This is a genomic window from Peribacillus suis, from assembly GCF_059384845.1.
Genome location: NZ_CM182019.1, coordinates 1,770,658 through 1,794,694, shown reverse-complemented (window position 1 = coordinate 1,794,694; position 24,037 = coordinate 1,770,658). Strand labels below are relative to the sequence as shown.

The 24,037-nt window shown below is 37.0% G+C and carries 20 protein-coding genes and 2 riboswitches; of the genes, 4 read left to right on the top strand and 16 right to left on the bottom strand.

Features of this window, described 5'->3' with window-relative positions:
- Window positions 1-2: 2 nt before the first annotated feature.
- Complete coding sequence (gene kdpA, locus AC503W_RS08810; protein ID WP_427686192.1) at window positions 3-1,676, bottom strand: potassium-transporting ATPase subunit KdpA; 1,674 nt, start codon at window positions 1,674-1,676, stop codon at window positions 3-5.
- A gap of 25 nt (window positions 1,677-1,701) precedes the next feature.
- A complete protein-coding gene (locus tag AC503W_RS08805) occupies window positions 1,702-1,776 on the bottom strand; it encodes a potassium-transporting ATPase subunit F (RefSeq protein ID WP_427591906.1) in 75 nt (24 codons plus the stop codon).
- A 491-nt stretch (window positions 1,777-2,267) separates the two neighbouring features.
- Window positions 2,268-2,408, bottom strand: a riboswitch (cyclic di-AMP (ydaO/yuaA leader).
- Between the two features lie 246 nt (window positions 2,409-2,654).
- Here AC503W_RS08805 and AC503W_RS08800 point away from each other — a divergent pair.
- A complete protein-coding gene (locus AC503W_RS08800; RefSeq protein WP_402872487.1) occupies window positions 2,655-3,029 on the top strand; it encodes a Na-translocating system protein MpsC family protein in 375 nt (124 codons plus the stop codon).
- A 406-nt stretch (window positions 3,030-3,435) separates the two neighbouring features.
- Here the strand turns inward: AC503W_RS08800 and AC503W_RS08795 are convergent, their stop codons facing one another.
- The 4 genes from AC503W_RS08795 to AC503W_RS08780 all read right to left on the bottom strand — a co-directional run bounded on the left by AC503W_RS08795 (window position 3,436) and on the right by AC503W_RS08780 (window position 8,905).
- Window positions 3,436-5,205, bottom strand: a complete 1,770-nt coding sequence (locus AC503W_RS08795; protein WP_427686194.1) for an N-acetylneuraminate synthase family protein — start codon at window positions 5,203-5,205, stop codon at window positions 3,436-3,438.
- 136 nt (window positions 5,206-5,341) lie between these two features.
- Window positions 5,342-6,133, bottom strand: coding sequence for an SDR family NAD(P)-dependent oxidoreductase (locus AC503W_RS08790; RefSeq protein WP_427686196.1), 792 nt, complete (start codon window positions 6,131-6,133; stop codon window positions 5,342-5,344).
- Between the two features lie 14 nt (window positions 6,134-6,147).
- The gene (locus AC503W_RS08785) at window positions 6,148-7,083 is read right to left on the bottom strand and encodes an aldo/keto reductase (RefSeq protein WP_427686198.1); all 936 of its coding nucleotides are present in this window, start codon (window positions 7,081-7,083) and stop codon (window positions 6,148-6,150) included.
- A 628-nt stretch (window positions 7,084-7,711) separates the two neighbouring features.
- Complete coding sequence (locus AC503W_RS08780; RefSeq protein ID WP_427686200.1) at window positions 7,712-8,905, bottom strand: NupC/NupG family nucleoside CNT transporter; 1,194 nt, start codon at window positions 8,903-8,905, stop codon at window positions 7,712-7,714.
- Window positions 8,906-9,093: 188 nt separating this feature from the next.
- A riboswitch (purine riboswitch) is annotated at window positions 9,094-9,195 on the bottom strand.
- Between the two features lie 684 nt (window positions 9,196-9,879).
- On the opposite strand from AC503W_RS08780, the gene AC503W_RS08775 reads away from it, so the two are divergent.
- From AC503W_RS08775 to AC503W_RS08765, 3 genes are all read left to right on the top strand, one after another.
- Window positions 9,880-11,064 carry a C40 family peptidase gene (locus AC503W_RS08775; protein ID WP_427686202.1) on the top strand — a complete coding sequence of 395 codons (1,185 nt, stop codon included), beginning with the start codon at window positions 9,880-9,882 and terminating at the stop codon, window positions 11,062-11,064.
- A gap of 307 nt (window positions 11,065-11,371) precedes the next feature.
- Window positions 11,372-12,292, top strand: coding sequence for an HNH endonuclease (locus AC503W_RS08770; protein ID WP_427686204.1), 921 nt, complete (start codon window positions 11,372-11,374; stop codon window positions 12,290-12,292).
- 347 nt (window positions 12,293-12,639) lie between these two features.
- Window positions 12,640-13,491: a hypothetical protein gene (locus AC503W_RS08765; protein WP_494916902.1), complete on the top strand. Its 852-nt coding sequence runs from the start codon at window positions 12,640-12,642 to the stop codon at window positions 13,489-13,491.
- Between the two features lie 408 nt (window positions 13,492-13,899).
- Here the strand turns inward: AC503W_RS08765 and AC503W_RS08760 are convergent, their stop codons facing one another.
- The 10 genes from AC503W_RS08760 to AC503W_RS08715 all read right to left on the bottom strand — a co-directional run bounded on the left by AC503W_RS08760 (window position 13,900) and on the right by AC503W_RS08715 (window position 24,021).
- Window positions 13,900-15,309, bottom strand: coding sequence for a CDP-glycerol glycerophosphotransferase family protein (locus AC503W_RS08760; protein WP_427686208.1), 1,410 nt, complete (start codon window positions 15,307-15,309; stop codon window positions 13,900-13,902).
- A gap of 1 nt (window position 15,310) precedes the next feature.
- The gene (locus tag AC503W_RS08755; RefSeq protein WP_427686210.1) at window positions 15,311-16,090 is read right to left on the bottom strand and encodes a glycosyltransferase family 2 protein; all 780 of its coding nucleotides are present in this window, start codon (window positions 16,088-16,090) and stop codon (window positions 15,311-15,313) included.
- Window positions 16,091-16,158: 68 nt separating this feature from the next.
- Window positions 16,159-17,208 carry a pseudaminic acid synthase gene (gene pseI, locus AC503W_RS08750; RefSeq protein WP_494916900.1) on the bottom strand — a complete coding sequence of 350 codons (1,050 nt, stop codon included), beginning with the start codon at window positions 17,206-17,208 and terminating at the stop codon, window positions 16,159-16,161.
- A complete protein-coding gene (pseH, locus tag AC503W_RS08745; protein WP_494916898.1) occupies window positions 17,205-17,756 on the bottom strand; it encodes a UDP-4-amino-4,6-dideoxy-N-acetyl-beta-L-altrosamine N-acetyltransferase in 552 nt (183 codons plus the stop codon). Before pseH ends, pseI begins: the two co-directional genes overlap by 4 nt.
- 1 nt (window position 17,757) lies before the next feature.
- On the bottom strand, window positions 17,758-18,855 hold the full coding sequence (gene pseG / locus AC503W_RS08740) for a UDP-2,4-diacetamido-2,4,6-trideoxy-beta-L-altropyranose hydrolase (protein ID WP_494916896.1): 1,098 nt from the start codon (window positions 18,853-18,855) through the stop codon (window positions 17,758-17,760).
- Window positions 18,852-19,619 (bottom strand): cytidylyltransferase domain-containing protein, encoded by a 768-nt coding sequence (locus AC503W_RS08735; protein ID WP_494916894.1) that lies wholly within the window; start codon window positions 19,617-19,619, stop codon window positions 18,852-18,854. Before AC503W_RS08735 ends, pseG begins: the two co-directional genes overlap by 4 nt.
- Before the next feature lie 13 nt (window positions 19,620-19,632).
- On the bottom strand, window positions 19,633-20,802 hold the full coding sequence (pseC, locus tag AC503W_RS08730) for a UDP-4-amino-4,6-dideoxy-N-acetyl-beta-L-altrosamine transaminase (RefSeq protein WP_494916892.1): 1,170 nt from the start codon (window positions 20,800-20,802) through the stop codon (window positions 19,633-19,635).
- A 39-nt stretch (window positions 20,803-20,841) separates the two neighbouring features.
- On the bottom strand, window positions 20,842-21,810 hold the full coding sequence (pseB, locus tag AC503W_RS08725) for a UDP-N-acetylglucosamine 4,6-dehydratase (inverting) (RefSeq protein ID WP_494916891.1): 969 nt from the start codon (window positions 21,808-21,810) through the stop codon (window positions 20,842-20,844).
- An 18-nt stretch (window positions 21,811-21,828) separates the two neighbouring features.
- The gene (locus AC503W_RS08720; RefSeq protein ID WP_494916889.1) at window positions 21,829-22,788 is read right to left on the bottom strand and encodes a CgeB family protein; all 960 of its coding nucleotides are present in this window, start codon (window positions 22,786-22,788) and stop codon (window positions 21,829-21,831) included.
- 342 nt (window positions 22,789-23,130) lie between these two features.
- Window positions 23,131-24,021 (bottom strand): R2-like ligand-binding oxidase, encoded by an 891-nt coding sequence (locus AC503W_RS08715; RefSeq protein WP_494917316.1) that lies wholly within the window; start codon window positions 24,019-24,021, stop codon window positions 23,131-23,133.
- Window positions 24,022-24,037: the final 16 nt, after the last annotated feature.

Sequence of the window (24,037 nt, the reverse complement as noted above, 5' to 3'; positions counted from 1 at the left end):
GTTTATCTAATCGTTAACCATTCTGCGACAGGTCCTAGGGTAATCACTGGGAAGAAAGTCAAAGCTCCAATAATTAAAACCGTACATAAAAGAATGACAAGGAATGTAGGATTATCTGTTTTAAATGTACCCATCGTCTCTGGGACACGTTTTTTAGCAAGTAATGATCCAGCAACAGCAATCATCGCTATCATGGAAAAATAACGGCCAAACAACATGACCAAACCTGTGGAAATGTTCCAAAAAGGTGTATTATCCCCTAAGCCCTCGAAACCAGAACCGTTATTGGCTGCAGCTGAAGTAAACTCATATACAATTTGAGAGAGCCCATGGAAACCTGGATTTGAAATGGCCGATGTCCCCATCTGTGCCGTTAGTGCAATAGCAGATGGTACCAAAATGATTAACGGATGTAGAAGGATTGTCATGGCTATTAATTTCATTTCCGGCCCTTCAATTTTCTTACCTAAAAACTCTGGTGTACGCCCGACCATCAGTCCAGCAATGAATACAGCCAATATAGAATACATAAGAATGTTCATCGTGCCTACCCCATCACCACCAAATACACAGTTCAGCATCATCATGGCCAGTGGCGCTATACTCCCGAGCGGCGTCAGCGTATCATGCATATTATTAACTGAACCTGTAGTGGCAGCTGTAGTCACCGTTGTAAATAGGGCACTCTGAGCCACCCCAAATCGGACTTCTTTCCCTTCCAAGTTTCCACTCTCTTGTGAAAGGCCTATTGCCTCCAATTTGGGATTTCCATTTTGTTCACTAGCATAATTCACATTTAGGAAGACAAGCATCATGAGTCCCATTGCTGAAAATAAGATCCATCCTTGTTTGTTATTTTTCGCCATATATCCGAATGTTAATGGAAGGGCAGCAGGAATGAGAAACATCGATAAAATCTCTAATACATTCGTAAATCCATTAGGGTTCTCAAATGGATGTGCCGAGTTGACACCGAAGAATCCACCACCGTTTGTGCCAAGGTGCTTTATTGACTCCAATGCAGCCACAGGTCCTCTTGCAATATGTTGGGTGGCTCCCTCTAACGTAGTAGCCATTACCGTAGAACCAAGGGTTTGTGGCACCCCCTGGGATACCAGGACCAAACAGACAAAAATGGAGAGAGGCAGTAGCACCCGAGTGATGGAACGAATTAAATCTACATAAAAGTTCCCTAAACTCCTCTGACCGGTCACCCCCCTGAAAAAAGCGATGCATAAGGAAAGACCGGTTGCTGGTGTCGTGAACATCAAGAATATAATGACAACCATTTGTGATAAATACGAAAGTCCGGATTCTCCGCTATAATGCTGTAAATTGGTATTAGTAAGAAAACTTGCTGCCGTATTGAATGCCAATAACGGATCCATGTTGGCTATCTCGCTTGGATTGCCCGGTAAAACTCCCTGAAGCCGTACAATCATGTATGAGATGACAAACATGACTAAGTTACTTAGAAGTAATGCCTGTGCATATTGCTTCCAATTCATATCGAATTTCTTAATACCAGATATTTTAAGAATGCCTCTTTCTAACCACCCGAACATACGGTCTTGCCTCGTGGTTTCAAGGGAATATACTGTCGTTAAATATTTGGCCAATGGTACGGCTAGGATCACCATCAAAAACAACACCACACTGATTTGTAAAAAATCCATTTACATTTCCTCCGTTATCGTTCTATTAATATTTCTCTGGGTATAATAAAGCATGAATTAAATACACGGTAACCGCCCCGACAATAAGAATGAATAACATGTTATACTACTCTCCTTTTTTCGTTATAACTTTGTTACAAAAATGAATGAATCCATATAAAAGTAAAAAGGGTGTACCCATTAGAAAGATTGTTATAGCATCCATCCAAACCTTCCTTTCACCTTTTTAAATCTTTACAATTTACCTCTGGCGCGATCAGTGGAGAAATAGGTACCAAAAGAACACAAAAAATAGACCAATGCTTACCCCTTCTCCAATAGTCCGCATTGCATGGCTATCCTAGTTTCAAAAGTGAAAAAAGTGATTCACAATCCAAACAGGAATATTTGCAAAAGCAAACAGTATTAGTGGAGAAAAAGTACTCATTGGTCTACTTATCGCCTAGCAAGCTTTTCAGCGCTCTTTGCGATCTGTCTTCCAAGAAACCTTTTCATGTAATTATAGGCATAATAAAAAGACCTACTGAAATGACAGGTTGCTATTTTGCTACAAACACAACAAAAAAGCCTCCTGGATTAAGGTGGTCTTATGACCTCCTTCGCTTTAGCCGACGAAGTTAGCTGACGGGTAGGATGGCGAAAGAGTTCACATCCCTTCTGCAAATGCAGAATTAACCCCATAAATAGTGGGTCCTCCGTTCTCAATTACTTGAGATTTGGCCGATATCAAATTGTTATTGATGAGCATATTCTACGCTCATCAGTAAACCTTTGTAAACCTCATTAAAATTCCATATATTCGCAAATATATTCATATTTGACCATATACTTCCGTTTTTATAAGAAAAAGTATTATTTCCTCATTAATCCTATATATTTCTAATATTTTAATATATATACAAACTTGTATTGACAAAAACTTCAATCCAGCATTATGATGAATCCCATATACGATCGATGAAAAAAATCGGAGGCATTATGTTAAACCAAAAAAAGAAAATTGAAGCCGAAATTAGTGCAGCATTCATTAAATTCCAGCGTGATTTAATAGGCAGAGGTCCACAAGAAGTTAAAACCTACATTATTAATGACATGCTGATCACTCGTTTTAAAGGAGTCTTGACTGTCGAAGAAAAACACCTCGTCAGTCAGGATTCTGGAAAGAAGCTTGTAAAAAAAATGCGCTCTCTTCTACGTGAAATGTACAGTCAGGATTATGAAAAAATTGTCGAGGATCTAACAGGTTGTAAAGTCCTTTCTTCACACAGTGACATTAGTACCAAAACGGGTGAACGGATCGAAGTTTTCATAGTTGATAAGGATTTGGAGAAATACCTAGAAAATCTAAAATAAATGGGGTGAATTTAGCCGACATCGACTCAATTGGAAGAGGCATAAGCGTTGTTAATCAACGCTTATGCCTCCTCCTTCCTGTTTTACAATTTCTATCTAATTATCAGCAGCACTCCGTACTATAGAAGGGATACGCTTGACCCATCAATTAGACATACTATTGAGAGTGTTACGTACAATATGGAATGTTTAAGTTCATTTGAAAAGCCGGAAGTCTTAAAACTTTATAACCGTTTATTTCGACAAATTCACATTAAATGTCCCATTATGTTCACCACAGGTCAAATAGACAATTAACATTTTTTACTAATTCACCCTAAAAAATTTAATGTCTCATTATACCCCATACTCATATAAATTTGGGTATCTACACGTATAACCCCTTTGAATAGAAAAGGAAAAATGATTATCTAAAAGTCGTGGAATCATTTATTTCCTTCAAAATGTTTGAGTTATCTCTAAATTTTAGAGGAACAAGGGCATTTATATCAGCTACTTCAGGATATTTTATTAAATACTCTCTAATTTCAGAAAATTTAACTGGTTCCTCTCCTATATTCAATCCTTTATACAATTCATTAAACATCTTATAATCATTTTCTTCATCTAGTGTTAATCTCCATTGTGGAAAGGTATATTCATGAGGAAGTTCTACCTTATTAACATTAAATAAATGAGGATTGTTAATGAAGTAAAATGAAAGATATTCTGTATGGTTTAGTGGATAGGAAAGGGCTAACAGCTTTCTTAGAGCATTTACAGAGTATACATCAGCACCTGTCCCAATAGCATGATTGCTGGTAGGTATTGTTAAATCCGCACCACTCTGTATATGACTATCTATTAAATAATCGATAATTTCTGGAGATACAGCTGGACAATCACCAGTAACACGAAGGACAATGTTCGCCTTTGTCAACTCTACTGCATTTAAAATCCTGTTTGCTACATTTTCAGGGTCTCCCTTAACAGTTGTCACTCTTCCATCTAAGGTGAACTTCGTTAATGGGGAATCCTCCTCCAAATCAGAAGTGGCAAGTACGATATGATCTACTTTTTCAGAAGCCAAACAATTTAATAAACATCGTTTAACGGATTCTACTCCATTTATAGGAAGTATTGCTTTTCTCTGTAACCTAGTTGATTTCAACCGTACTACTACAACAATTGTGATCTTTGGTTTTATAACGTTTGAAGGTAAGATGGATTCATTCTTAAGGATATTATTTTTCGCTAAAAGCGGTAAATTGCTTTCAAAATCCAAAGGCATATATCCATTAATATTACTTGATCGTTTATAAGTAATCTTGTTAAAAGATATCACCTCACCCTGTTCAATATCCTGTTTAGCAACTACCTTTAGAGAATCCTTCAGGTATTTTCTCTGTGATTCATTAACCGTGGCATCCCCCATCACAATCTCAGCTAGCCTTAGTTTATTAACCATCTCTTGAAATTCTTTCGGTTCTAGAGAAGAATAATAATCAAAACCTTTTAAGGACCTGTCAAGTGTGATATGTTTCTCAATTACACATGCACCTGCGAAATACGCTTGGACTGGCAAATCAACGGCTAAGGGATTTTCACCATCCTCATGATCTGCAAAACCAATAGCGCAATCAAACCTATTCTTTAAATACGTTAATCGAGCTAAGTGGACATCTTCTTCTTTAGTAGGATAACCTTGAAACCCGTACATTAAGATTACTGGTAAAGATGTATTCAACTTAATAAATTCTAGAGTTTTTACAATTTCATGATCGTACCAACCACCTATTCCTAGTAAAATAGGTTTATTTAACTTGGAAATTTCTTCGATCAAAAACTTTGACTGAATGATGGTTGGTGGAATTTTAAAACCAGTAATATACGAATTATACTTCTTAGCTAATTCCATACCCCAGTCATCAAATACATCGACCCAGATTTCTAAATCATGTTCGATAGCAAGATTTAACGCATCTTTCCACCTGGCTTCATTAATAAATAAATTGATATAAGCCTGATACCCTTCATAATCTGGTGTGGCTAAATGATCGTATTTAAACCATTGAAATTTAACTGCATCGGCACCTGCAGTTGAAGCCTCAGTAATTAGCTGTTCAAGATTGTTTGGTTTGCCTTGATGAGCATTTGCAATTTCAGCAATAATTTTAATTTCAGACAATTTTTTCACCTTTATTTCAAGTATTTTTTAATATCTTTGTTTATTTTCTAAATACACCTTGAAATTCATCTTCTGCCATAGTTGGTAAGATTGATAGGGTCATGATTTAAGGTTAATAAATCTACTATCCATTAAATTGGGAGACCTACCAAGCAGTCCAACCGCCATCGATTGAAATATTTTGCCCTGTTATATAGCTTGACGCGTCAGACGCTAATAAGGCAATTACTCCTTTTAAGTCATCAGGGTGTCCGATTCGCCTTAGAGGACTCTTTTCAATTAATCGATTTACGAATGTTTCATCTTTTTGTACGTTACTATTGGGAAATGCACCTGGAGAAATACAATTTACTCTTATACCTTCATTTCCATAATGGCAGGCAAGGTAACGTGTATATTGGATGATTGCGGCTTTTCCTGCTCCATAATGGGGGGGATTATGATAAGGGTTGTTAACGTATAAATCTGGGTTAGGAGAAATAATCCCGTACATAGAGGCGACGTTTATGATTACACCACTTTTTTTGGAAATCATATATGGCAATACATTTTTTGTGCATTTAAAAACATTATTAATGGTTCCATCTATTCCTCTGTTCCATTCTTCTTCGCTTATCTTCTCTAACGTACCACCAGAGCCAAAATACGCATTATTAATTAAAATATCAATGTTTCTTCCCATTTTATTGATTTTAGAAAAGCAGTCAGCGATTGATTTATTATCTCCGACATCCATGAAAATACCTGAACTGCCGGTATTATAGGATTGATTTAATGAGTCTGCTAATAGTTGACACTTCACTTGATTTTTACTTGCAATAAAAACGGTCGCCCCTGCTTCTGCTAAACTTTCTGAAATAGCCGCTCCTAAATACCCAGCTCCACCTGTTATAACAGCCGTTTTTCCGCTTAAGTCAAACATTTTTCCTAAACTCATAGGGTAGAAGCCTCCTAATTCCACATCGTAGGATTCTTTATATTTCTAGGGACATTTTTAAATAACTCCATTAATTGAAGCATCACATAACTTGGTAACTGGGGAACTGTCTCCATTTCAATATTTTGTTTAAGTTGTGTTAATGTTTCACAACCAACAACAATACTATCAATCTGTGGCAAATCTCTTACAAAGCAAAAGGCTAATTGATAAGGGGGGATTTTGTTTTCAGAAGCAATTTCTCGAAGTAAATCTATCCATTTTTTTGCTTCTTTTAAATGTTCAGGTAACTCATTGCTCGGTAATAATAATAATCCTTGTAAGTAAACACTGCGAGCATATATTTTTATTTGATGTTTTGAAAGTTCATCCAATAACCCCGAATGGATCAAATCTTGATCAAAAACATTGATAGGTACTTGAATCATATCAAAACAACCAGCGGCAATTACCTTTCGTACACCTTCCGAACTGTAAACAGAAGCACCGATGGTTTTTATCAGACCCTGTTGTTTTAATAATGCTATGCTTTTAATGACCTTTCCATTATGCGAGAATAAATTATTTTCATTATGCAATAAATAGCCGTCAAGGACCGGAAGAGACAATTTATTCAAGGATAGTCTCAAATTTAGCTCTACCTCATCGTGAATTCTCTTAAATGAAGCAGTTTCTTCCACTTTAATTTCCGGTAATTTTGTAAAAATCTTCGGAACGTTTTTTAAAAGGTTCTTTTGTTCCTGTAAGAATTTCCCTAATAGACCTTCACTTTCTCCATAACCAGGAGCAGTATCAAAAGTCGTTACTCTATTTAAAAAAGCATACGTTAATAAATTTATTGCCTCTTCTTCATTGGGCTTACCAATCTTATTAGCGATTCCATATTGCTGTCCTAACTGGACTGTACCAAGGGTTAAGTTCAGTGATCGCTTACTGACAGGTTGATTCATTTTAACTCCTCTCATGTACATCATGAAGCTTTGTCTTTTCTTCGTCTAAACATAATTTTTCGTCTGATACAATACTATGCTCTGTCAAAGCTCTTGATAACTCAAATAAACCTCTTAGGTTTGAAAAAAGGGGTTCACTTTCACCTTCTCTAAAAACTTTCCATTAATTACACAAGCATTACACAAGCAATCTTTATAGAAGAAATCAATACTATCACTTCTTTTTCTATAATCTAAAAAAGTTAGACACGAAATGAGGAGAGTAAATTCGGTTAATGAAAAGAAACGATTAACATCAGTTCCCAACCCGTTTTGTTCAAATAGTATATTGCCGATGAGGGACTTTACTTTTGTTTCAGGGTAATATATTCATATGTGGACGAGTATGTGAGGGCACATGTAAAAGTATATTGAAAACATTAAATCGTCATGTTTCGTTATCATGATTCGTTTCCTTTATACTCATAGTCTCTCTTTTATTAAGTTTCTCTCCAAAAAACAACAGATTTCCAATTATAAATACCAAATAGCCAAGGATTCCTAAAAATCACTTGGCTAAATTTATTTTAAATTTACGTATTAAAATCACAATATTTAAGGTTTTCTAGTAAAACTATAATACATAGCGTTACCAAACAAACAACCCAACAATCATGGCACTAAGCATGGAGACTGCCATTCCACTAAGCAATAGCTTCCAAACATTTCTTCCAATGATACCCGATTTTTCCTCGTCTAGAATCGAATTGAACGTTCCATAAATCATGCCGACTGTACTAAAGTTTGCAAATGATGTCAGGTACGTAACGGCCACAGCTACTGTATGCGGGGCCAAACCGCTGATCTGTGTTTTCAAGTCGAGCAAGGCTACGAATTCATTCGTTGCCAGTTTGATTCCCATTAATTGAGCAACATACATCGTATCTTCCCAATTTAATCCAAACAAGAAAGCGAATGGACTAAAGATGACAGAGAAGATTTTTTGGATTGTTAACCCATCTACCGCAAGCCCTAAAATACCGTTAAGGCTAGCCGTTAATGCGACATAGCCGATTACCATGGCCATAATGACGATCACCATCTTGACTCCAACTAGCATACTGTTTGAAATGGTTGAAAAGAAGTCTTTACGTTCCTCTTTTGTAGGAATATATACGACATCTTCCTCTTTACTGACAGTAACAGGATTTAACATATTGGCTATAAGCAAGGCATTTAAACAATTCAATGGAATAGCGACGAATACAAATTCAGCCGGAACCATGGATAAATACGCACCTATAATCGAACCGCTTATACTGCTCATACTCATAATTCCAAAGGTCAGCAAACGCTTATCCTTTAAAGAACTTAATTGCATCCTGATAACAGCGAGAGCCTCCGTATTCCCAAGAAACATCATCTGGATAGAAAAGAAGCTCTCCAGTTTCGGTAATCCTGACACTTTCGAAATGAGCCAACCGACTTTGTCTATTATCCAGGTCAGGATGCCGAAATACGATAGAATATCAAAAAACGTAATAATGAAGATGATTGGCATCAACGCACTGAAAAAGAAATCCACTTGTTCGTTTGCCATAACAGAAGGAAACACGAAAGAAATCCCTTCATTTGCACAAGCAATCAACCAGGTGAAGAAAGTAGCAATCTGTTTAATGACCCATGTTCCAATGGTGGTCGACAACATGAACCATGTAATAACCAATTCAATGCCAAGCAACGTAAGAATGATTTTCCACTTCACGTTTTTTCTATTAGGTGAGCACAAGTATACGATACCCATGACAACCAATACCCCTAGAATATTCAATAAGAAATACATACGACACCCTCTTCCTTTATCTTTTACTGTTGAATACATACATAAAAAGCCCTTATTTTTCATGCTTTCGGCCACTGGACAGAAAGCATGAAAAATAAAAGCTTCTTCAAAAAAACAAAGTAATAGTGGGACCTTCTGCAAGTGATCACATAGTGACTTACAAAATGCTACCTATAACTGTTTCATCTCTTTTATTCATGCTTCCTTGTAGTCCGGCTTTTTATGGCAGCCAGGTAGAAACTATCAGACCTTTTCACTGATATTATACAAGGATATTTATATGATGATGATTCGTAGTAATGGGTATCATTCTAAATGAAAGTATTAACTATTACAATATGCTTTAAAATAGTCGGAATCATTCTACTACTATACTCTTTTCAGACAATTGATGCCGATGTATATAGTTTTTACTAACGTATTATCTCTAGATTCTATAGTTTCCAATAGGAAGTTCGCCAATATACATTACCCTTCTACCTTATTTAACTTCAATATGGTTTTTCCGAAGTAAAACTTCATTGATTTTCATCGCTAAACATTAATCACGCCGCTCTTTTGGAAGACTATAGATACCAATCATACTTTTAAGGGAGTTTTAGTTTACCATTCCAAGATAATTTAAAAATATGTAAAACTATCTTGTTTATTGTTACGTTTTACCTTTTCTAAATTACAATGTAGCAATCAATCCTTTTATGGGTAACTTTAACAAAAATAAATCATTGACTTGAAATATATATATTTTCTAAATTATTGAAACCTTATAGGTAATAGGGATCACCCTTCACTTACACACTCCAACATTCCAACACTTCGTAACACCCCTGTAATATAAGCAATGATAATTTAATGTTTAAATCAGAATTTTTTTCTATTTTTAATATTTTATTGGGTTAATTGCCTTATAATATTATTGCGCTATAAAAATAGTGCAATAATATTATAGAATATCAGGAGGAATCTTCCTTTTTATGAATAGTTCAAAAAAATCTTTCATTATCGCGGGTTCTATCATAGGTACCCTATTTGCCAGCAATTCAGCATATGCTAGTACATACCATGTTAAATCAGGTGATAGTCTATATAAAATTGCTAAAGCAAATCATACAACCGTTCAAAAATTAAAATCGCAAAATAAACTTTCTAATAACCTTATTTTCCCGGGACAAGTGTTAAAGATAAATGAATCCACGGTGAAAAGTACAACTTCAACAAAGAAACACGTGGTTAAACTTGGGGATACGTTAAGTGGAATTGCTAAAAAGTATAATCTTTCGCTAAATTCATTATTGAAATTGAATCCTAGCATTTCCAATTCAGACCGAATTCGCATTGGACAATCCATCATTGTTTCTGGAAAAGCTACTTCAACTAGTGCTACAGCTGCAAAAAGCAGTTCAACCAGTACATATAAGGTTAAGTCAGGAGACAGTCTCTCCAAAATTGCAAGCAAAAATAAAACGACTGTCAAAGCTTTGCTAGCATTAAATCCTAGCATCAAAAATGCTAATACTTTACGTATTGGACAGTCCATAAAACTTTCTGGAAAAGCCACTACATCTAGTGCAACCAGTACAGCAAACAAATCGGGCAGTACATATAAAGTTAAGTCTGGGGACAGTCTCTCCAAAATTGCAAGTAAAAATAAAACGACCGTCAAAGCTATACTTTCATTAAATCCTAGCATCAAAAATGCTAATACTTTACGTATTGGACAGACTATTAAACTTTCTGGAAAGGCAACTACAGCTGCTACAAAGACTGTGTCTTCTGCCTCTTCTGAAGTGGACCGCGTTTTAAACGCCGCTAAAAAATACTTAGGGGCCAAGTATCAATATGCTGCAAGCACATCGCGCACTGATGCCTTTGATTGCTCATCATTTACCATGAAAGCATTCCAAGCAGCAGGGATCTCCTTGCCTCGCACATCAACTGGCCAAGCTCAAATGGGAGTACCTGTTTCTTCATATTCATTGAAAAAGGGTGATTTGGTGTTTTATGATACTAATCATGATGGAGTGATTAATCACGTAGGAATTTATGCGGGGAATAATCAAATGATTAATGCTTCAACTTCCAAAGGTGTATCGTATGCAAACATCAACGGTTCATACTGGAAACCTCTTTTCGTAAAAGCCGTTCGAATTCTTAACTAATGATTTGAATGCCATTAAGCGCATTACAGAAAACCAACTGGAGTAAGCATCAAACACTGTAACTGTTTGATGCTTACTCTTTTTTTACTTCTGCATTAGTTATATCCCCTTTCTATACATACATTACATTTGAAATGGTTTCCGAGATGATTTCTTTCACCCCGCATTCATACTTCGTCATTTGACACGTTATCGTTACATTTCTAAAATAATTAAGGTATGATAAGTTACATAGAATATGTCCAAAGAGTAAGCAAACCAGCTCTTTCATTTAAATCGCATATCGTAGCAAGTAGGAGGAAAGACGTTGAATAGTTTTATTGTCATGCAAGGTACTACTTATCAAGAAGAAAAACATTTAGGGATCATCTGGTCCCCTCAAATCGATAAATCCGGTTTAGTACCTCACTCATCTAAACTGATGCAAGAAGTTAAAAGTGGCGATCGGATTTTCCATTACGTAAAGGGATCGATTGTCGCGATAAGTATTGTAAAGAAGGGATGTCAAGAAGATAATAAACCTCAAAAAATTCGAAATCATACTAGATGGACAGATAATGGTTATCTAGTTGAAACCGAGTATCGTGAATTGGAGGTCCCCCTGAATATACGTGAATACTTTGACGGTATTGCTCCATATCTTCCTATTAAATATTCAGCATTCCAGGAGGATGCAACCGGCAATTCAGGATACCTATATCCTTGTAATGAAGAACTTACACTAAAACTTTTAGAATATATGAGTATGCTTAACATCTTCAATTCGGACGAAGATCAATTAGAACTCTCTGTCGATGAAGTCATTGCTAAAGAGCGGAATCCGCTACAAGCACTTCTTGCTGAAACAGAATCGGAAGCCAAAATGAAAATTCGCTGTGGTCAAAAAAAATTTAGAAAATTGGTTACGCCTCTTTGGAACCATAAATGCCCGCTATGCGGAATAGAAATGGATGCCCTGCTAAAGAGTAGTCACTCTAAACCATGGAAGGACAGTACCGATGATGAGCGCCTTAACCCGTATAATGGATTATTATTATGCTTCAATCATGATGCCTTGTATGAAAAAGGCCTTATCTCCTTTGACGGTCAAGGCAGACTACATATTTCTGAGCAGATTACTGAAGAAACATATGATACGTACCAGTTAAGTAAGGGTATAAAAATCCCCCTTCATCCTGATAATAAACCATACTTTAAATGGCATAAAAGGAATGTGTTTGTTGATTGAATAGACTTTTATAAGTTAACCATAGGAAAAGCCCTGGAAATAGGACACTCTTATTTCCAGGGCTTTTTTAAATAGTATTCTACCGAGATCTATGGAACAATAATGCATTTATACGAACTGAGTCTTTCGTTAATAATTAAGGGTTTAAGTCCAATTCCCCACCTTATTACATCAATCATATCTAATACAAAATCATCTCCTTTTATAAATGATTATAGTAACTGTTAACCTCTCCCTCCTTCCTCAGTTCCCCCTTTAAAATAATTTGATTTTCAATAATACTTTTGTCCAATCCTTTTGAAATTACATTAATAAGATAATGTAGTCTTGGAAAAAGGAGGAAAAAAATGAGTAAAGATAAAAGAAAAAAATGTAAAGATTGCGGCCATGGTAAATGTAGATGTAAAAGTGGACAAAGAGTTCAACAAAACGTTGATGTAAGCATTGGATTCCCATTAGTAGGAGTTACTGGTCCTACGGGTCCTACTGGTGCTGGTCCTACGGGTCCTACGGGTCCTACGGGTCCTGCTGGGGCTACTGATTCTGTTGGCGCTACCGGGGCTGTTGGGGCTACTGGCGCTTCCGGGGCTACTGGCGCTTCCGGGGCTACGGGTCCTACTGGCGCTACGGGTCCTACTGGCGTTACCGGGGCTACGGGCGCTACCGGGGCTACGGGCGCTACCGGAGATACTGGAGTTCCTGGCGCTACCGGGGCTACGGGTCCTACTGGCGCTACTGGAGATACGGGTATTGTTGGTTTTGCATTTTCTGAACCAGTCGACGTATTTGTCCCATCTCCTGGATTACTAACAGTGACTAATGAAGAAGCTACTATTACCACTCTTACTATCACTCTCTCCGAAAATGCTGTGGTTGTTTTACAGGGACAGATAGGGTGGAGTGCACCGAGCTTTTTGAATTTAGCTGCTGTTTCACCAAACTTCGTTGATTTGTCAGTGATTTGGAGGATCCGTAGAGGAGTGGGTGGACCGATTGTTTGGGAAGGTCGTGAGAGTGTAAGTTTTGAATCGGGAGAGGATGATAGATTTTTAACTTCCGTGTTAGGCATAGATTCAACTCCTGGATTGGGGTCTATCACGTATGTATTGACAGCACAAGTTGATCCAGAGTTATCACCAGGTCTTACATTTGAGATTAATGGACCGGTTATATTTATTGCAACGGCTTATCCTGTTTAACAAGCAATTTTAAAATAGCCGACCTCTATATGCAATGTAGAAGAAACTAGAGAGTTCTATAAGTTAAAATGACAAATTACCGCAAAAAGTGTTCGGAATTTCACATTCCGAACCTTTTTTCAATTTATTCTCGGTTACTAAATAAGCTAATCTATCCATTATTAATATCTATTTAGACCCTTTCTTTATCTTGCCAAATCCAGTTAATCTTACATAAATTCAATACAGCGGTAGAAAAAACATCACCAGCACTGCCATTCTCCGAACCTGCTGAAGCTTTATTAATCACCTCAATAATTTTCATCTTAACCTAAAAAAACAGTAGAAAAACTCAGTTTAATGAGTGTTTCTACTGTTTGGATCATCTTAAAGGTTTGATATGCAAAGGACTCTATCCCATTACCCTGCCTATTTACAATAATGATTAATTAAATTCGCCAATTTTTCACTGGAACGTCCATCATTATATGACATCGATAAAAAACGATTTCTTATATTGTTATAAGCATTCTCGTGGAGCCTAGAAATATAATGATTATTTATAACTTCGGTAAGTCGATTGGGATTTGACTGAATATAATTGCCCAATATATCGAAATAATCATAGAACCGATTACTATTTAAGAAGTTAAAAACAAACACAGGCTTATTAAATAATATACTTTCTAAAACCACTGTAGATAAAGAGGACACCACTCCATCGACCTGAGAAATTAAATCATATAGATTATTATCTCTCGCAGTGTAAACTTTTAATGATTTATATTTCTCTGCAAGTTTCAAATATATTCCATGCTTCTTTTTACCTATTTCCCACGGATGAGGCTTTAAAATAATTTGGTAATTTTGATTATCCATAATACTCTTAATTAAAATTTCGAATTTAACAAAATCCAACTGCGGGCCCGTAATGACCAATAATGTAAGCTTATTGGGATCCAGTTCATATTTTTTTATAAAGGTTGCTTTATCTATTGGGGATTGGTGATAAATTTCATCAAATTTAGGGTGTCCTATTTCAGCAATTCGATCATTGGCTAACCCTCTGTTCGAATACCAGTTTTTCTCATATTCACCATAGACACCAACTACAGTTGTAAAAACCGGCATAAACGCTTCTTCTCCCATTAAAATCCCGTGTTGTAAACAGATGCTCTTGATTCCTTTTGTTAATCCCACAATTGAAAGCACTCTGCTTTGAATATCTTCAGTTGTTCCCACAATGATGGAGGAAATATTTTTTTTATCAAATAGGTTAAAAACCATATTAATCATCGTAACGATTTGCGTAATTCGATTAATAAAGGATTTTTGAAAGAAAACATTTCCAAATGCCGGATGCTGGTTGAATTTTTCAAAAATAGTCGTTGCCTCTTTTACAATTTCATCGGAAGCCTCATCATTTTTCTCCTCATAATTTCCAACACTTTCAATAGGAATCCCATACATTTGAGTAGCTTTTGAGCGGGAAAGTATGATTGTTTGTTTAGGATCAAACATATTCATATACGTTCGCTCAGGAATTCGAGTATAGTCTGGATTGATTAAGACCTTTCCTTCCTTTGGCTTTTTTATTAAAGGGTCTCTGATTTTTTCAAGCCAATTTTCAAAATAAGGTTGAATCATCGCCTGATCTAATCTTTGGGTTTTTAGATTCACTAGAAAGCTTTCACTTTCCATCTGACTTCTTAGTTCAGAATCAATTTGTTGATAAAAATTAGTTAACAGTACAATCGGAATCCCTTTATATTTCAAGTGATGGAATGTTTCCACAAACTCCTTATATAATGTCCAATAGTTTGATAGATAGATACTCATCTCACTCCCTCTCCCTACGTTTAAGGGCTCTTATCGAGTCTCTGAGTTCTTTACACGTTCTTTGAGCCGGCAACATTTTTGAAAACTCATTTGGGTTATCATTGAATATTTGGGCATGTATAGATTTCGGAGTGATATAATTGAAATCAAGAATTTCATTGACTGGGAAGAATGGCCAGAAATGATTGATTCTCCAAAAGAATCTTGCATCACCTATTCGATAAAAATGGGGATTCTCATCCCAGTAGGATTCAAAGGTTTCTTTTATTTTAGGTAGAATAGACATTCGATGCATAACCGAACAATGGTCCGTCATGCAGGAAGCAAGCCATGTAATAGATTTTGCTGGCCTAATAATCTGGTTCGTAATTTCTCCCGCTTCATTAAGATGAACAGTTTTTGATGCTGAATAGACAACCATAGCTTCAGGATGTTGATCTAAGTATTCAACCATCTTCTCAATCTTCTGTTTGTGATATACATTATCGTCAGTTGCGTACGTAACATACTCTCCCTCTGCCAATTCCAATGCTTGATTGATTAAAACAGCATATCTCGTTTTCTCCACCCTTTCTTCAACTGTACTTATATCACTCCTGAAAAACCTCACTCTTTCATCATCTAAAAATGGCTTAATAACGTTAATCGTTTCATCATTTGAATTATCATCCATAATAAACAATTCAAAGTCATGAAAGGTTTGATCTAAGATTGATCGAATGGTATTCGCTATATACTCTTGTTTATTATAGCTCGTTAAAATCACAGTAACTTTTGGCAAAACACACACCCCTTTTTCAAAATTTTCCTGTTAAAACCTGCACCACTGAATGACAGTCAACAAAGATTCTATACACTATCCCAATTCAGTGGGGATCCTGCTTTCAATTCCTGGGCTGCTTTTTTTCCCAACAAATTTTCATAATATTTAGGGGCTAACCCATATCCCGGCCTTATGACTCTTATATTATCCTTAGTCAAAACTTCTCCGGCTTTTACATCTTTGACAATATAGATGGATCGTCTAAATTTCATGGATTTTTTTTCCTCTTCAGTCGGACCATAACTCACCCTGCCCAAAGATTGCCAAGCTCTATTCGTCTCCACTACTAAAGCTTTCATTTCTTCCGGCTCCATAGAGAATGCCGCATCTACACCACCATCAGCTCGCGATGTAGTGAAATGTTTTTCAATAACAGTCGCTCCCATCGCAACACTTGCAACTGAAACACCGATACCTAGCGTATGATCGGATAATCCAACCTGACATCCGAAAAGACCTTTCATGTGGGGAATCGTCGATATATTTGTATTTGTAGGGGTAGATGGATAAGTACTCGTACATTTTAAAAGGATCAGGTCTTTACAGCCTGCATCTCTAACCGCACGGACCGTTTCATCTAATTCTGCAAGCGTTGCCATGCCTGTAGAGATGATCAAGGGTTTCCCAGTTGAAGCCACCTTTTTTATAAGAGGGATATCATTGTTCTCGAATGAGGCAATTTTATACATGGGGATATTTAAGTCTTCAAGAAAGTCCACTGCAGTTTGATCAAATGGCGTGCTAAAGGGGATGAGTCCTAATTCTCTACACCTTTTGAAAATTGTCTCATGCCACTCCCAAGGTGTATAAGCTTGTTGATAAAGTTTATACAGGTTTTTCTTATTCCATAAACTACTTTTATCTTCAATATTAAATTCTTCGTTATCAATATTCAATGTCATCGTGTCTGCCGTATAGGTCTGTATTTTTAGTGCATGCGCGCCGGCTTTCGCTGCGGCTTCGACTATTTCCAATGCTCGGTTCAAAGAATGATTATGATTACCTGACATCTCGGCTATTATAAAAGGAGGATGACTCGGTCCAATCATTCTTCCTTGAATGTTGATATCTTTCATACATTCACTCCTCTATTATAAAATTCAGATTTCAATGTTCTTTTATATTTATCCCATCCTTCTTTAGTTATGGAAAAATTGTGTACATCGATGGACCTACCATCTCGAATAAATTTATTCTTCGAAACGCCCTCGTGCTTAAATCCTAACTTTCGATGGAAGCTTTCACTTTTATCATTAAAAGATAAAACTTCGCCACAAACTTTTTTCAAACCCAAATGAAGAAAAGCATATTCTAATCCCAAATATCCCATTACCGTACCGGCTCCTTTTGGTGCATGGCTTTCACCAATATAAAAGCCCCAGTCACACGATTGGTGTTCTAGATTGAAATTCTTAAAAGAGATGAGACCCATAGGTTTATCGTGATATAAAAAAAGGCGATAATATTGGATTTGGTCATTCAATACATATTCAAACCATCGACAATGGTCTTCATAGGGGATTAATTGATCATCATACATATTCATTCTTATATGCTGCATATTTCTCCAGTTAAAAATGATCTCCTGGTCTTCTGTTGAGAATGCTCTTAATCTATAGCCCATATCAATCATCCAATCTTATTAATTCTTCTATCATCATTTGTTGTCTTGGCCAAACATCTTTCATCAATTGATACGACAATTGTGACATTGCATGTCGTTCCGCTTCATTTCTTACTATGTCGCTCAATTGCTGCGTTATAAAACTTTCCTTTATGGCTTCCTTCTCACCTAAATATTTGATGAGTTTCTTTCTTCCTAGTCCTTTGCAAATCTCCACCTGATTCTCAGCAACGCTCCAGACTATTGATGGTAAACTTAAGTAACACCGCTCCCACGTTGTCGAACCACCAGCCCCGATGGAAAGATCCGCCTGACCCATCAATTCGGCGATATTAGAAACCTGACAATAAACATGTAAATTATCATATGGTTGGCAAATCGTTTGCAACGCTTTTATATGAGGATTAGATTTCCCTACCACCACGTCCACCTGGATATCGTCCCGTCCTAGATTTAAAAAAGATTCTATGGCTCTTCCGGTTTCATTGGTTTGGTCTATCCCTCCAAAGAAAATCAAGATCCTTTTCAAGGAGCCTTCACGTATGTTTTGCTTTTTCCATTGCACATGGAATTCTTCTCTCAATAAAGCGTAACTCGGTCCTAAAAATTTTTTACAATGCGAGGGTACTAGCGTTTCATAACGCCGTTGAGAGTCCTCATAAAAATTTTGATCGATCAATACATCACAATCATGCTTTCTGTTTGCTAAATCATCAATAATTATGATTTTTTTTGAAACATCCCTTAAGTTACGTTCCCATTGTTCATCTATAGCATAATGATCGATTATTAATAAATCCGCGTGTCCTATCTTTAAGATTTCCCTGGTTTGTGAAACATCCACTTTGAAAGGAGCACCTAGCCAATTGGAATATCGCGACTGATTTCTAATTTTTCTATTTATCTGGACGAAAGGAAGCAGAAAAACTTCAAATCCATTTTCTCCGATTAAATCAGCTGAATGTCCATCATGTTCCCTACAGATAAAACGGACCGTGACCCCCCGTTTACGTAAGTTACCTGCAAGTGTTAAACATCTCATAACATGACCTGTTCCAATCTCTAAAGAACTGTCAACCCGGATATATGCCTGCATCATTGATCATCTGTTTCCGTATTGCCTATTTTTATCATTGAAACTTTCAATTGTTCAATATGTGAATTAAGGGAGGCCCAATCGGGATTTTCCTGTAACAGGTCCATAATATCTTCAAGGGTAAAGTCTTCTTTTTTTTGCAGATGATGAAGTAATTTGGTAATTAACACTAGATCATCCTCCGTATCGACTGTTAAGCGGAAAGAACTTAAATTGGTATGATGATGAATGGAAGCCAGGTTAAACAATTCAGGATGGTAATAGATATAGGGGGTTACATGCTCCCGGTAAGCGGAACCATTTGCTTCTTTATATGCCTTCTCCAGTGTCTCCATTGAGAAAACTTCCACATCGAAACCAAGAGGGTATGTTCTTTCCAGCGTATTTGAAGCATAATCATATTCCTCGGCATTAAGAAAGTATTCTGCTAAGACTTTGTCAACCTTATGGTGGTCATTTAAAGGGCAATCAGCCGTAAGCCGGATTACAATTTTAGCATGATGCTTAGTGGCCGCTTCAAAAAATCTCGACAATACATCATCTTCGGAACCTCGAAAATAGGCTACTGAAAGTCTTTCAAAAAGATCTACAATTGGCTGATCTGATTCCTTGATGGTTGTTGCAACCACAATCTTATTTATGAATTTAGACTGTTTAACTCTTTCCACCTGATATTCCAGCAAAGGTTTCCCTTGAACCTTCCTCATCACTTTTCCTGGTAACCTTGTTGATCCCATTCTTGCTTGAATAACCGCTACTACTTTCAAAAAGCTCACCTTCTCAGTTAGAATAACGGTTTATCACTTTTTTCACAGCATCGATGACATCCGCTACGTCTTGTTCTGTCATCGCAGGGAAAAGGGGCAGGGTAATGACTTCCTCGTACAACTTTTCAGCATGTGGACATAGTCCTTGTTTATAACCCAGCCCTTGATAATAAGGTAACAAATAGACAGGGATATAATGCACATTCACTCCGATATTTTCTTGTTGAAGTGCACTGTAAACCTCTTTTCTATTTCCCGTTAGTTGATCTAAATGTAGACGGATCATGTACAAATGCCAACTTGAACTAGCCTCTTTATTTTGATGAGGGATAGTGATCGCCTTTATTTTTTTTAGTTCATCATTGTACATCGTGACATATTTATTCCGTAACTCCAGAAATTTATCTACTTTCTTTAATTGACTGGATGCAAGGGCTGCTTGAATATCGGTCATACGATAGTTAAAACCGAGAAATTGCATCTCATAATACCAAGGGCCATGATCATCAATCATCTTATTGGGATCACGAGTGATCCCATGTGAGCGAAATTGTAATAGCTTTTCATAATACCCTTTATCGTTCGTCGTAATGATACCGCCTTCACCGGAAGTAATATGTTTGACAGGATGAAAGCTAAACATGGTCATGTCACTAATCGATCCTATTTTTTTCTGTTTATAAGTTGCTCCGAGTGCATGCGCTGCATCTTCAATAATAACTAAACCATGTTTTTTAGCGATAGCGTATATTTCATCCAATGGTGCGGGATTCCCCGTAAAGTGAACAGGGATAATCGCTTTTGTTTTTTCAGTTATTTTCTTTTCGATTTCATTTGGATCAACATTGTATGTTTCTTCATCAATATCAGCAAATACAGGCAATCCACCTTGATATAATATACAGTTTGCACTGGCTGCAAATGTCATGGGTGTCGTAATGACTTCGTCTCCTTCCCCAATACCGGCTGCAAAGCATGCGCCATGTAATGCAGCAGTTCCATTAGAGAATGTGACAGCATACTTTGATCCAACATAGTTTGCTAATTCCGTTTCGAATTTGGAAATGTAAGGACCTGTCGTCAGATAATCTCCTTTTAAAACTTGAATGACTGAATTGATATCATCCTCATCAATCCATTGACGACCGTAAGGAAGAAACGTCTCTCTTATTGGTCTATCCATCTATTTCCTCTCCTCCTTCCGCAAGCTGGTTAACAGCCTTTACTCTTGTACTAGCTTTTTCAATTCTTCGACAGATAGCCAATGGTCATTTGTATTGCTTACATAACTAAAGCCTTCTGCCACTGGTTTACCACCTTTCGATGATCCCGCCTTCCACCATGGAAATTCAGGTTGGATAATATAATATGTGTCGAATTCCAACGTCCTCCGGGCATCATCTTCCGTAATCATAGCTTCATGTAACTTTTCACCAGGGCGAATCCCTTTAATTTCGACTTCGCATTCTGGTGCAATCGCTTTTGCTAAATCCGTGACTTTCATACTTGGAATCTTTGGTACAAATATTTCTCCGCCCTTCATTCTTTTGAGGTTATCAAGAACAAACTGTACACCTTGTGTCAATGTAATCCAGAAGCGCGTCATGCGCTCGTCTGTAATCGGCAATATACCTGTCGATCTGATCTTTTTGAAAAATGGAACGACGCTTCCCCGACTTCCCACGACATTCCCATAACGAACCACACTAAAACGGGTCTTCTTGTTTCCGGCATACGAATTTGCTGCAACAAACAATTTATCTGACGCCAATTTTGTCGCTCCATAGAGGTTGACAGGACTAGCTGCTTTATCAGTACTTAAGGCGATTACCCTCTCTACTCCTCTATCAATGGCAGTCTCAATAATATTTTGGGCACCATGGATATTTGTCTTAATAGCTTCAAAAGGATTATATTCACAAATACCCACATGTTTTAAAGCAGCGGCATGTATGACCACATCGACACCATCAAAAGCCCGAAATAACCTTTCTTTATCTCGTACATCCCCTATAAAAAAACGAATCCTTGGATCTGTATATTCCTGAGCCATTTCATATTGCTTTAATTCATCCCTACTGAATATAATGACTTTCTTAACATCCATCTCCAAAACCTTACTCGCGAACTTTCTCCCGAATGAACCTGTGCCACCCGTTATCAGGATTGTTTTATCTTTTAAAGTAAACATTCACTTCCGCCCTTTAACTTAAATTATTTGTTCAAGGATGTACTGGATTCTATGCAAAAAGGTATGACAATTCAGCACCCTTTCATAAGCATTTTTGCTATATTGATTTCTTTCGCTCTCGTTATTGATATACCAATCAATCAATTCCAAACAATTGGCATGGTCCGTGTATGAAACGATTTCCTCGGAGCCAAAATGACTTTTTAAGTCAAGCTGATTGGATATTAGTTGAAATCCGCCGCAAGATGCGATATCGAAGGTCCTATTATTTATGCTTTTATTTTCAATCCGCAATGAATTGGAGTTTTTTTCAAAATCGAATGCGCGATGGGGATTCAAAATGATTTTTGAACCGTTAAATAGGTTTCTTACAGTCTCCGGGACTACCCACCTGTTGATGATGGTTAATCCTTCGTTGGGCTGATTTCTCATATGTCTTTTCCATCGATTTCCCACAAGAACCAGGCTAAATCGGGTTTTATTCAGGATATTATTTGCTAATTCTATTCTCTCTGGATATGGATACCCAACGATGCAAACGTCATATGAAAATTGGATAGGAGTATCGGAAGGCTTATACAAGGAAGGGTCTGTTCCTAATGGGAGATGATGAACTTTTTTATCGGGGAACATCCTCCTATAAAACTCCAAGGCTCCTAAATCTATCGTAAACACATAGTGATAATCCTTAATGATATCAATAGTCTTATCCATATAAAAAGGATCTTCCGTCATCCAAATACATAAAGGTGAGCCGCTTTTTTTGAGGCACTCCATCAATGTCTTCTCTATCCTAAAACCCACAAGCGTTAGGATTAAATCAGGTTTATAATCGATGACTTTTTCCATTATTCCTTGTTCATATACTGGTTTCATTTTATAAATAGTGTGGCCGTAAAACATAAACGCTTTCTCTATTGCTTGTTCAATATATGGGTATATCCCTTTATAACCTGAAGAAATTAGTAAGATCTTCATAAAATTAAGTACTCCTTATTGATGGTGTACATACATCGGTGTATATCCATTTCCTCTATTCATGGTGGATGATCCCATTCATTATTATCTTAACGGTCGTCTCTATTAATTTGTTAGTTCTTTGTAATGTATTCATTATATAAAGAGCATGTGTGGGCCCGTGCTAGCGAAAATCCTATAAATAAATGGAATAAGTGTTTTTTTAGTCTGCAATCACAAGTAAAGTTTGGATCGCTATGCACGAGAAAAAGCCCAGCCATTGATTGAAATGGTTGAGCTTTCTTTAGTCCCATATCGACCCTTAACATTTGGACTACAACATAGCACTGGTTTGATTCACCCTCAATAAACACCAACATCACTTTCGGTCGTTTTGTAAATGTCTTCGATTTTCTTCCCTCTCGCCCGTGACAAAATTTCCATTCTGACTTTTAGCTGCTTCATGGCAAAATTCACGAATTCATCGGGCTCATTATCGAAGGCTTCCAGGTCAGGTTCTTGAAACCCTTCATCTATAATCTTGAATGCCAAAGGAGTGAGCTCCTCCATTCGTTTCATGACGACATCATCATATATATGGGGATGTTCGCAAATCAATCGTTGCAACAGAAATGTTCCATACCCTATATGGCGAGATTCGTCTCTTTTCAAGTTACCGACCCCCTCAAGTAAACCAGGCATTAATTTCGATGTTTCTAGAGACTTATAGAAAGAAAAATAACCAGTTTCAGCAAGAACCCCTTCGACAAACATGTTATATACAGTGGCTGCATCGGCAACGGCCTCTGGTGACTGATCTGTAATCAGACGCTCCATGGCAGAGGGTAATATAACATGGAAAACTTGCTTGTATGTGTCAGTTAACATAGGGTTCAATTCACCTTTTTCACCTATGGCATCCAAAACCGTCCTGAAGAATTCTGTATGTTTCGCTTCTTCAAATAGGAAAGTGGTCAGATACATCTCCTCTTCAATCCGTCCATCTTTTGCTATTGCCATGATGAGCGGTAATAAATCGAGGGTAACGGCTTCTTCTCCAGCCTGAAATTGTGACAGTAGTCGAAGGATGCTATTTTTTTGTCCTATCGATAAAATCTTCCAGTCCTCAGCATCCTTTGTATAATCAATGGTAGCGGGATTCCATGTTCCCACCTTTTTGGCTTTTTGATATAGGCGATATGGAAATGAATCGATCATTAATCCTCTTGAAGTTGCGGTAATGGTTTTTCTCATCATTGAAACCCCCTCT

Excerpts from the sequence above, each read along its gene's own strand:
- kdpA (WP_427686192.1), bottom strand. The coding sequence starts at position 1,676 with ATGGATTTTTTACAAATCAGTGTGGTGTTGTTTTTGATGGTGATCCTA.
- AC503W_RS08800 (WP_402872487.1), top strand. The coding sequence starts at position 2,655 with ATGTTAAACCAAAAAAAGAAAATTGAAGCCGAAATTAGTGCAGCATTC.
- AC503W_RS08790 (WP_427686196.1), bottom strand. The coding sequence starts at position 6,133 with ATGAGTTTAGGAAAAATGTTTGACTTAAGCGGAAAAACGGCTGTTATA.
- AC503W_RS08785 (WP_427686198.1), bottom strand. The coding sequence starts at position 7,083 with ATGAATCAACCTGTCAGTAAGCGATCACTGAACTTAACCCTTGGTACA.
- AC503W_RS08780 (WP_427686200.1), bottom strand. The coding sequence starts at position 8,905 with ATGTATTTCTTATTGAATATTCTAGGGGTATTGGTTGTCATGGGTATC.
- AC503W_RS08775 (WP_427686202.1), top strand. The coding sequence starts at position 9,880 with ATGAATAGTTCAAAAAAATCTTTCATTATCGCGGGTTCTATCATAGGT.
- AC503W_RS08765 (WP_494916902.1), top strand. The coding sequence starts at position 12,640 with ATGAGTAAAGATAAAAGAAAAAAATGTAAAGATTGCGGCCATGGTAAA.
- AC503W_RS08760 (WP_427686208.1), bottom strand. The coding sequence starts at position 15,309 with ATGAGTATCTATCTATCAAACTATTGGACATTATATAAGGAGTTTGTG.
- pseI (WP_494916900.1), bottom strand. The coding sequence starts at position 17,208 with ATGAAAGATATCAACATTCAAGGAAGAATGATTGGACCGAGTCATCCT.
- pseH (WP_494916898.1), bottom strand. The coding sequence starts at position 17,756 with ATGGGCTATAGATTAAGAGCATTCTCAACAGAAGACCAGGAGATCATT.
- pseG (WP_494916896.1), bottom strand. The coding sequence starts at position 18,855 with ATGATGCAGGCATATATCCGGGTTGACAGTTCTTTAGAGATTGGAACA.
- pseC (WP_494916892.1), bottom strand. The coding sequence starts at position 20,802 with ATGGATAGACCAATAAGAGAGACGTTTCTTCCTTACGGTCGTCAATGG.
- pseB (WP_494916891.1), bottom strand. The coding sequence starts at position 21,810 with ATGTTTACTTTAAAAGATAAAACAATCCTGATAACGGGTGGCACAGGT.
- AC503W_RS08720 (WP_494916889.1), bottom strand. The coding sequence starts at position 22,788 with ATGAAGATCTTACTAATTTCTTCAGGTTATAAAGGGATATACCCATAT.
- AC503W_RS08715 (WP_494917316.1), bottom strand. The coding sequence starts at position 24,021 with ATGAGAAAAACCATTACCGCAACTTCAAGAGGATTAATGATCGATTCA.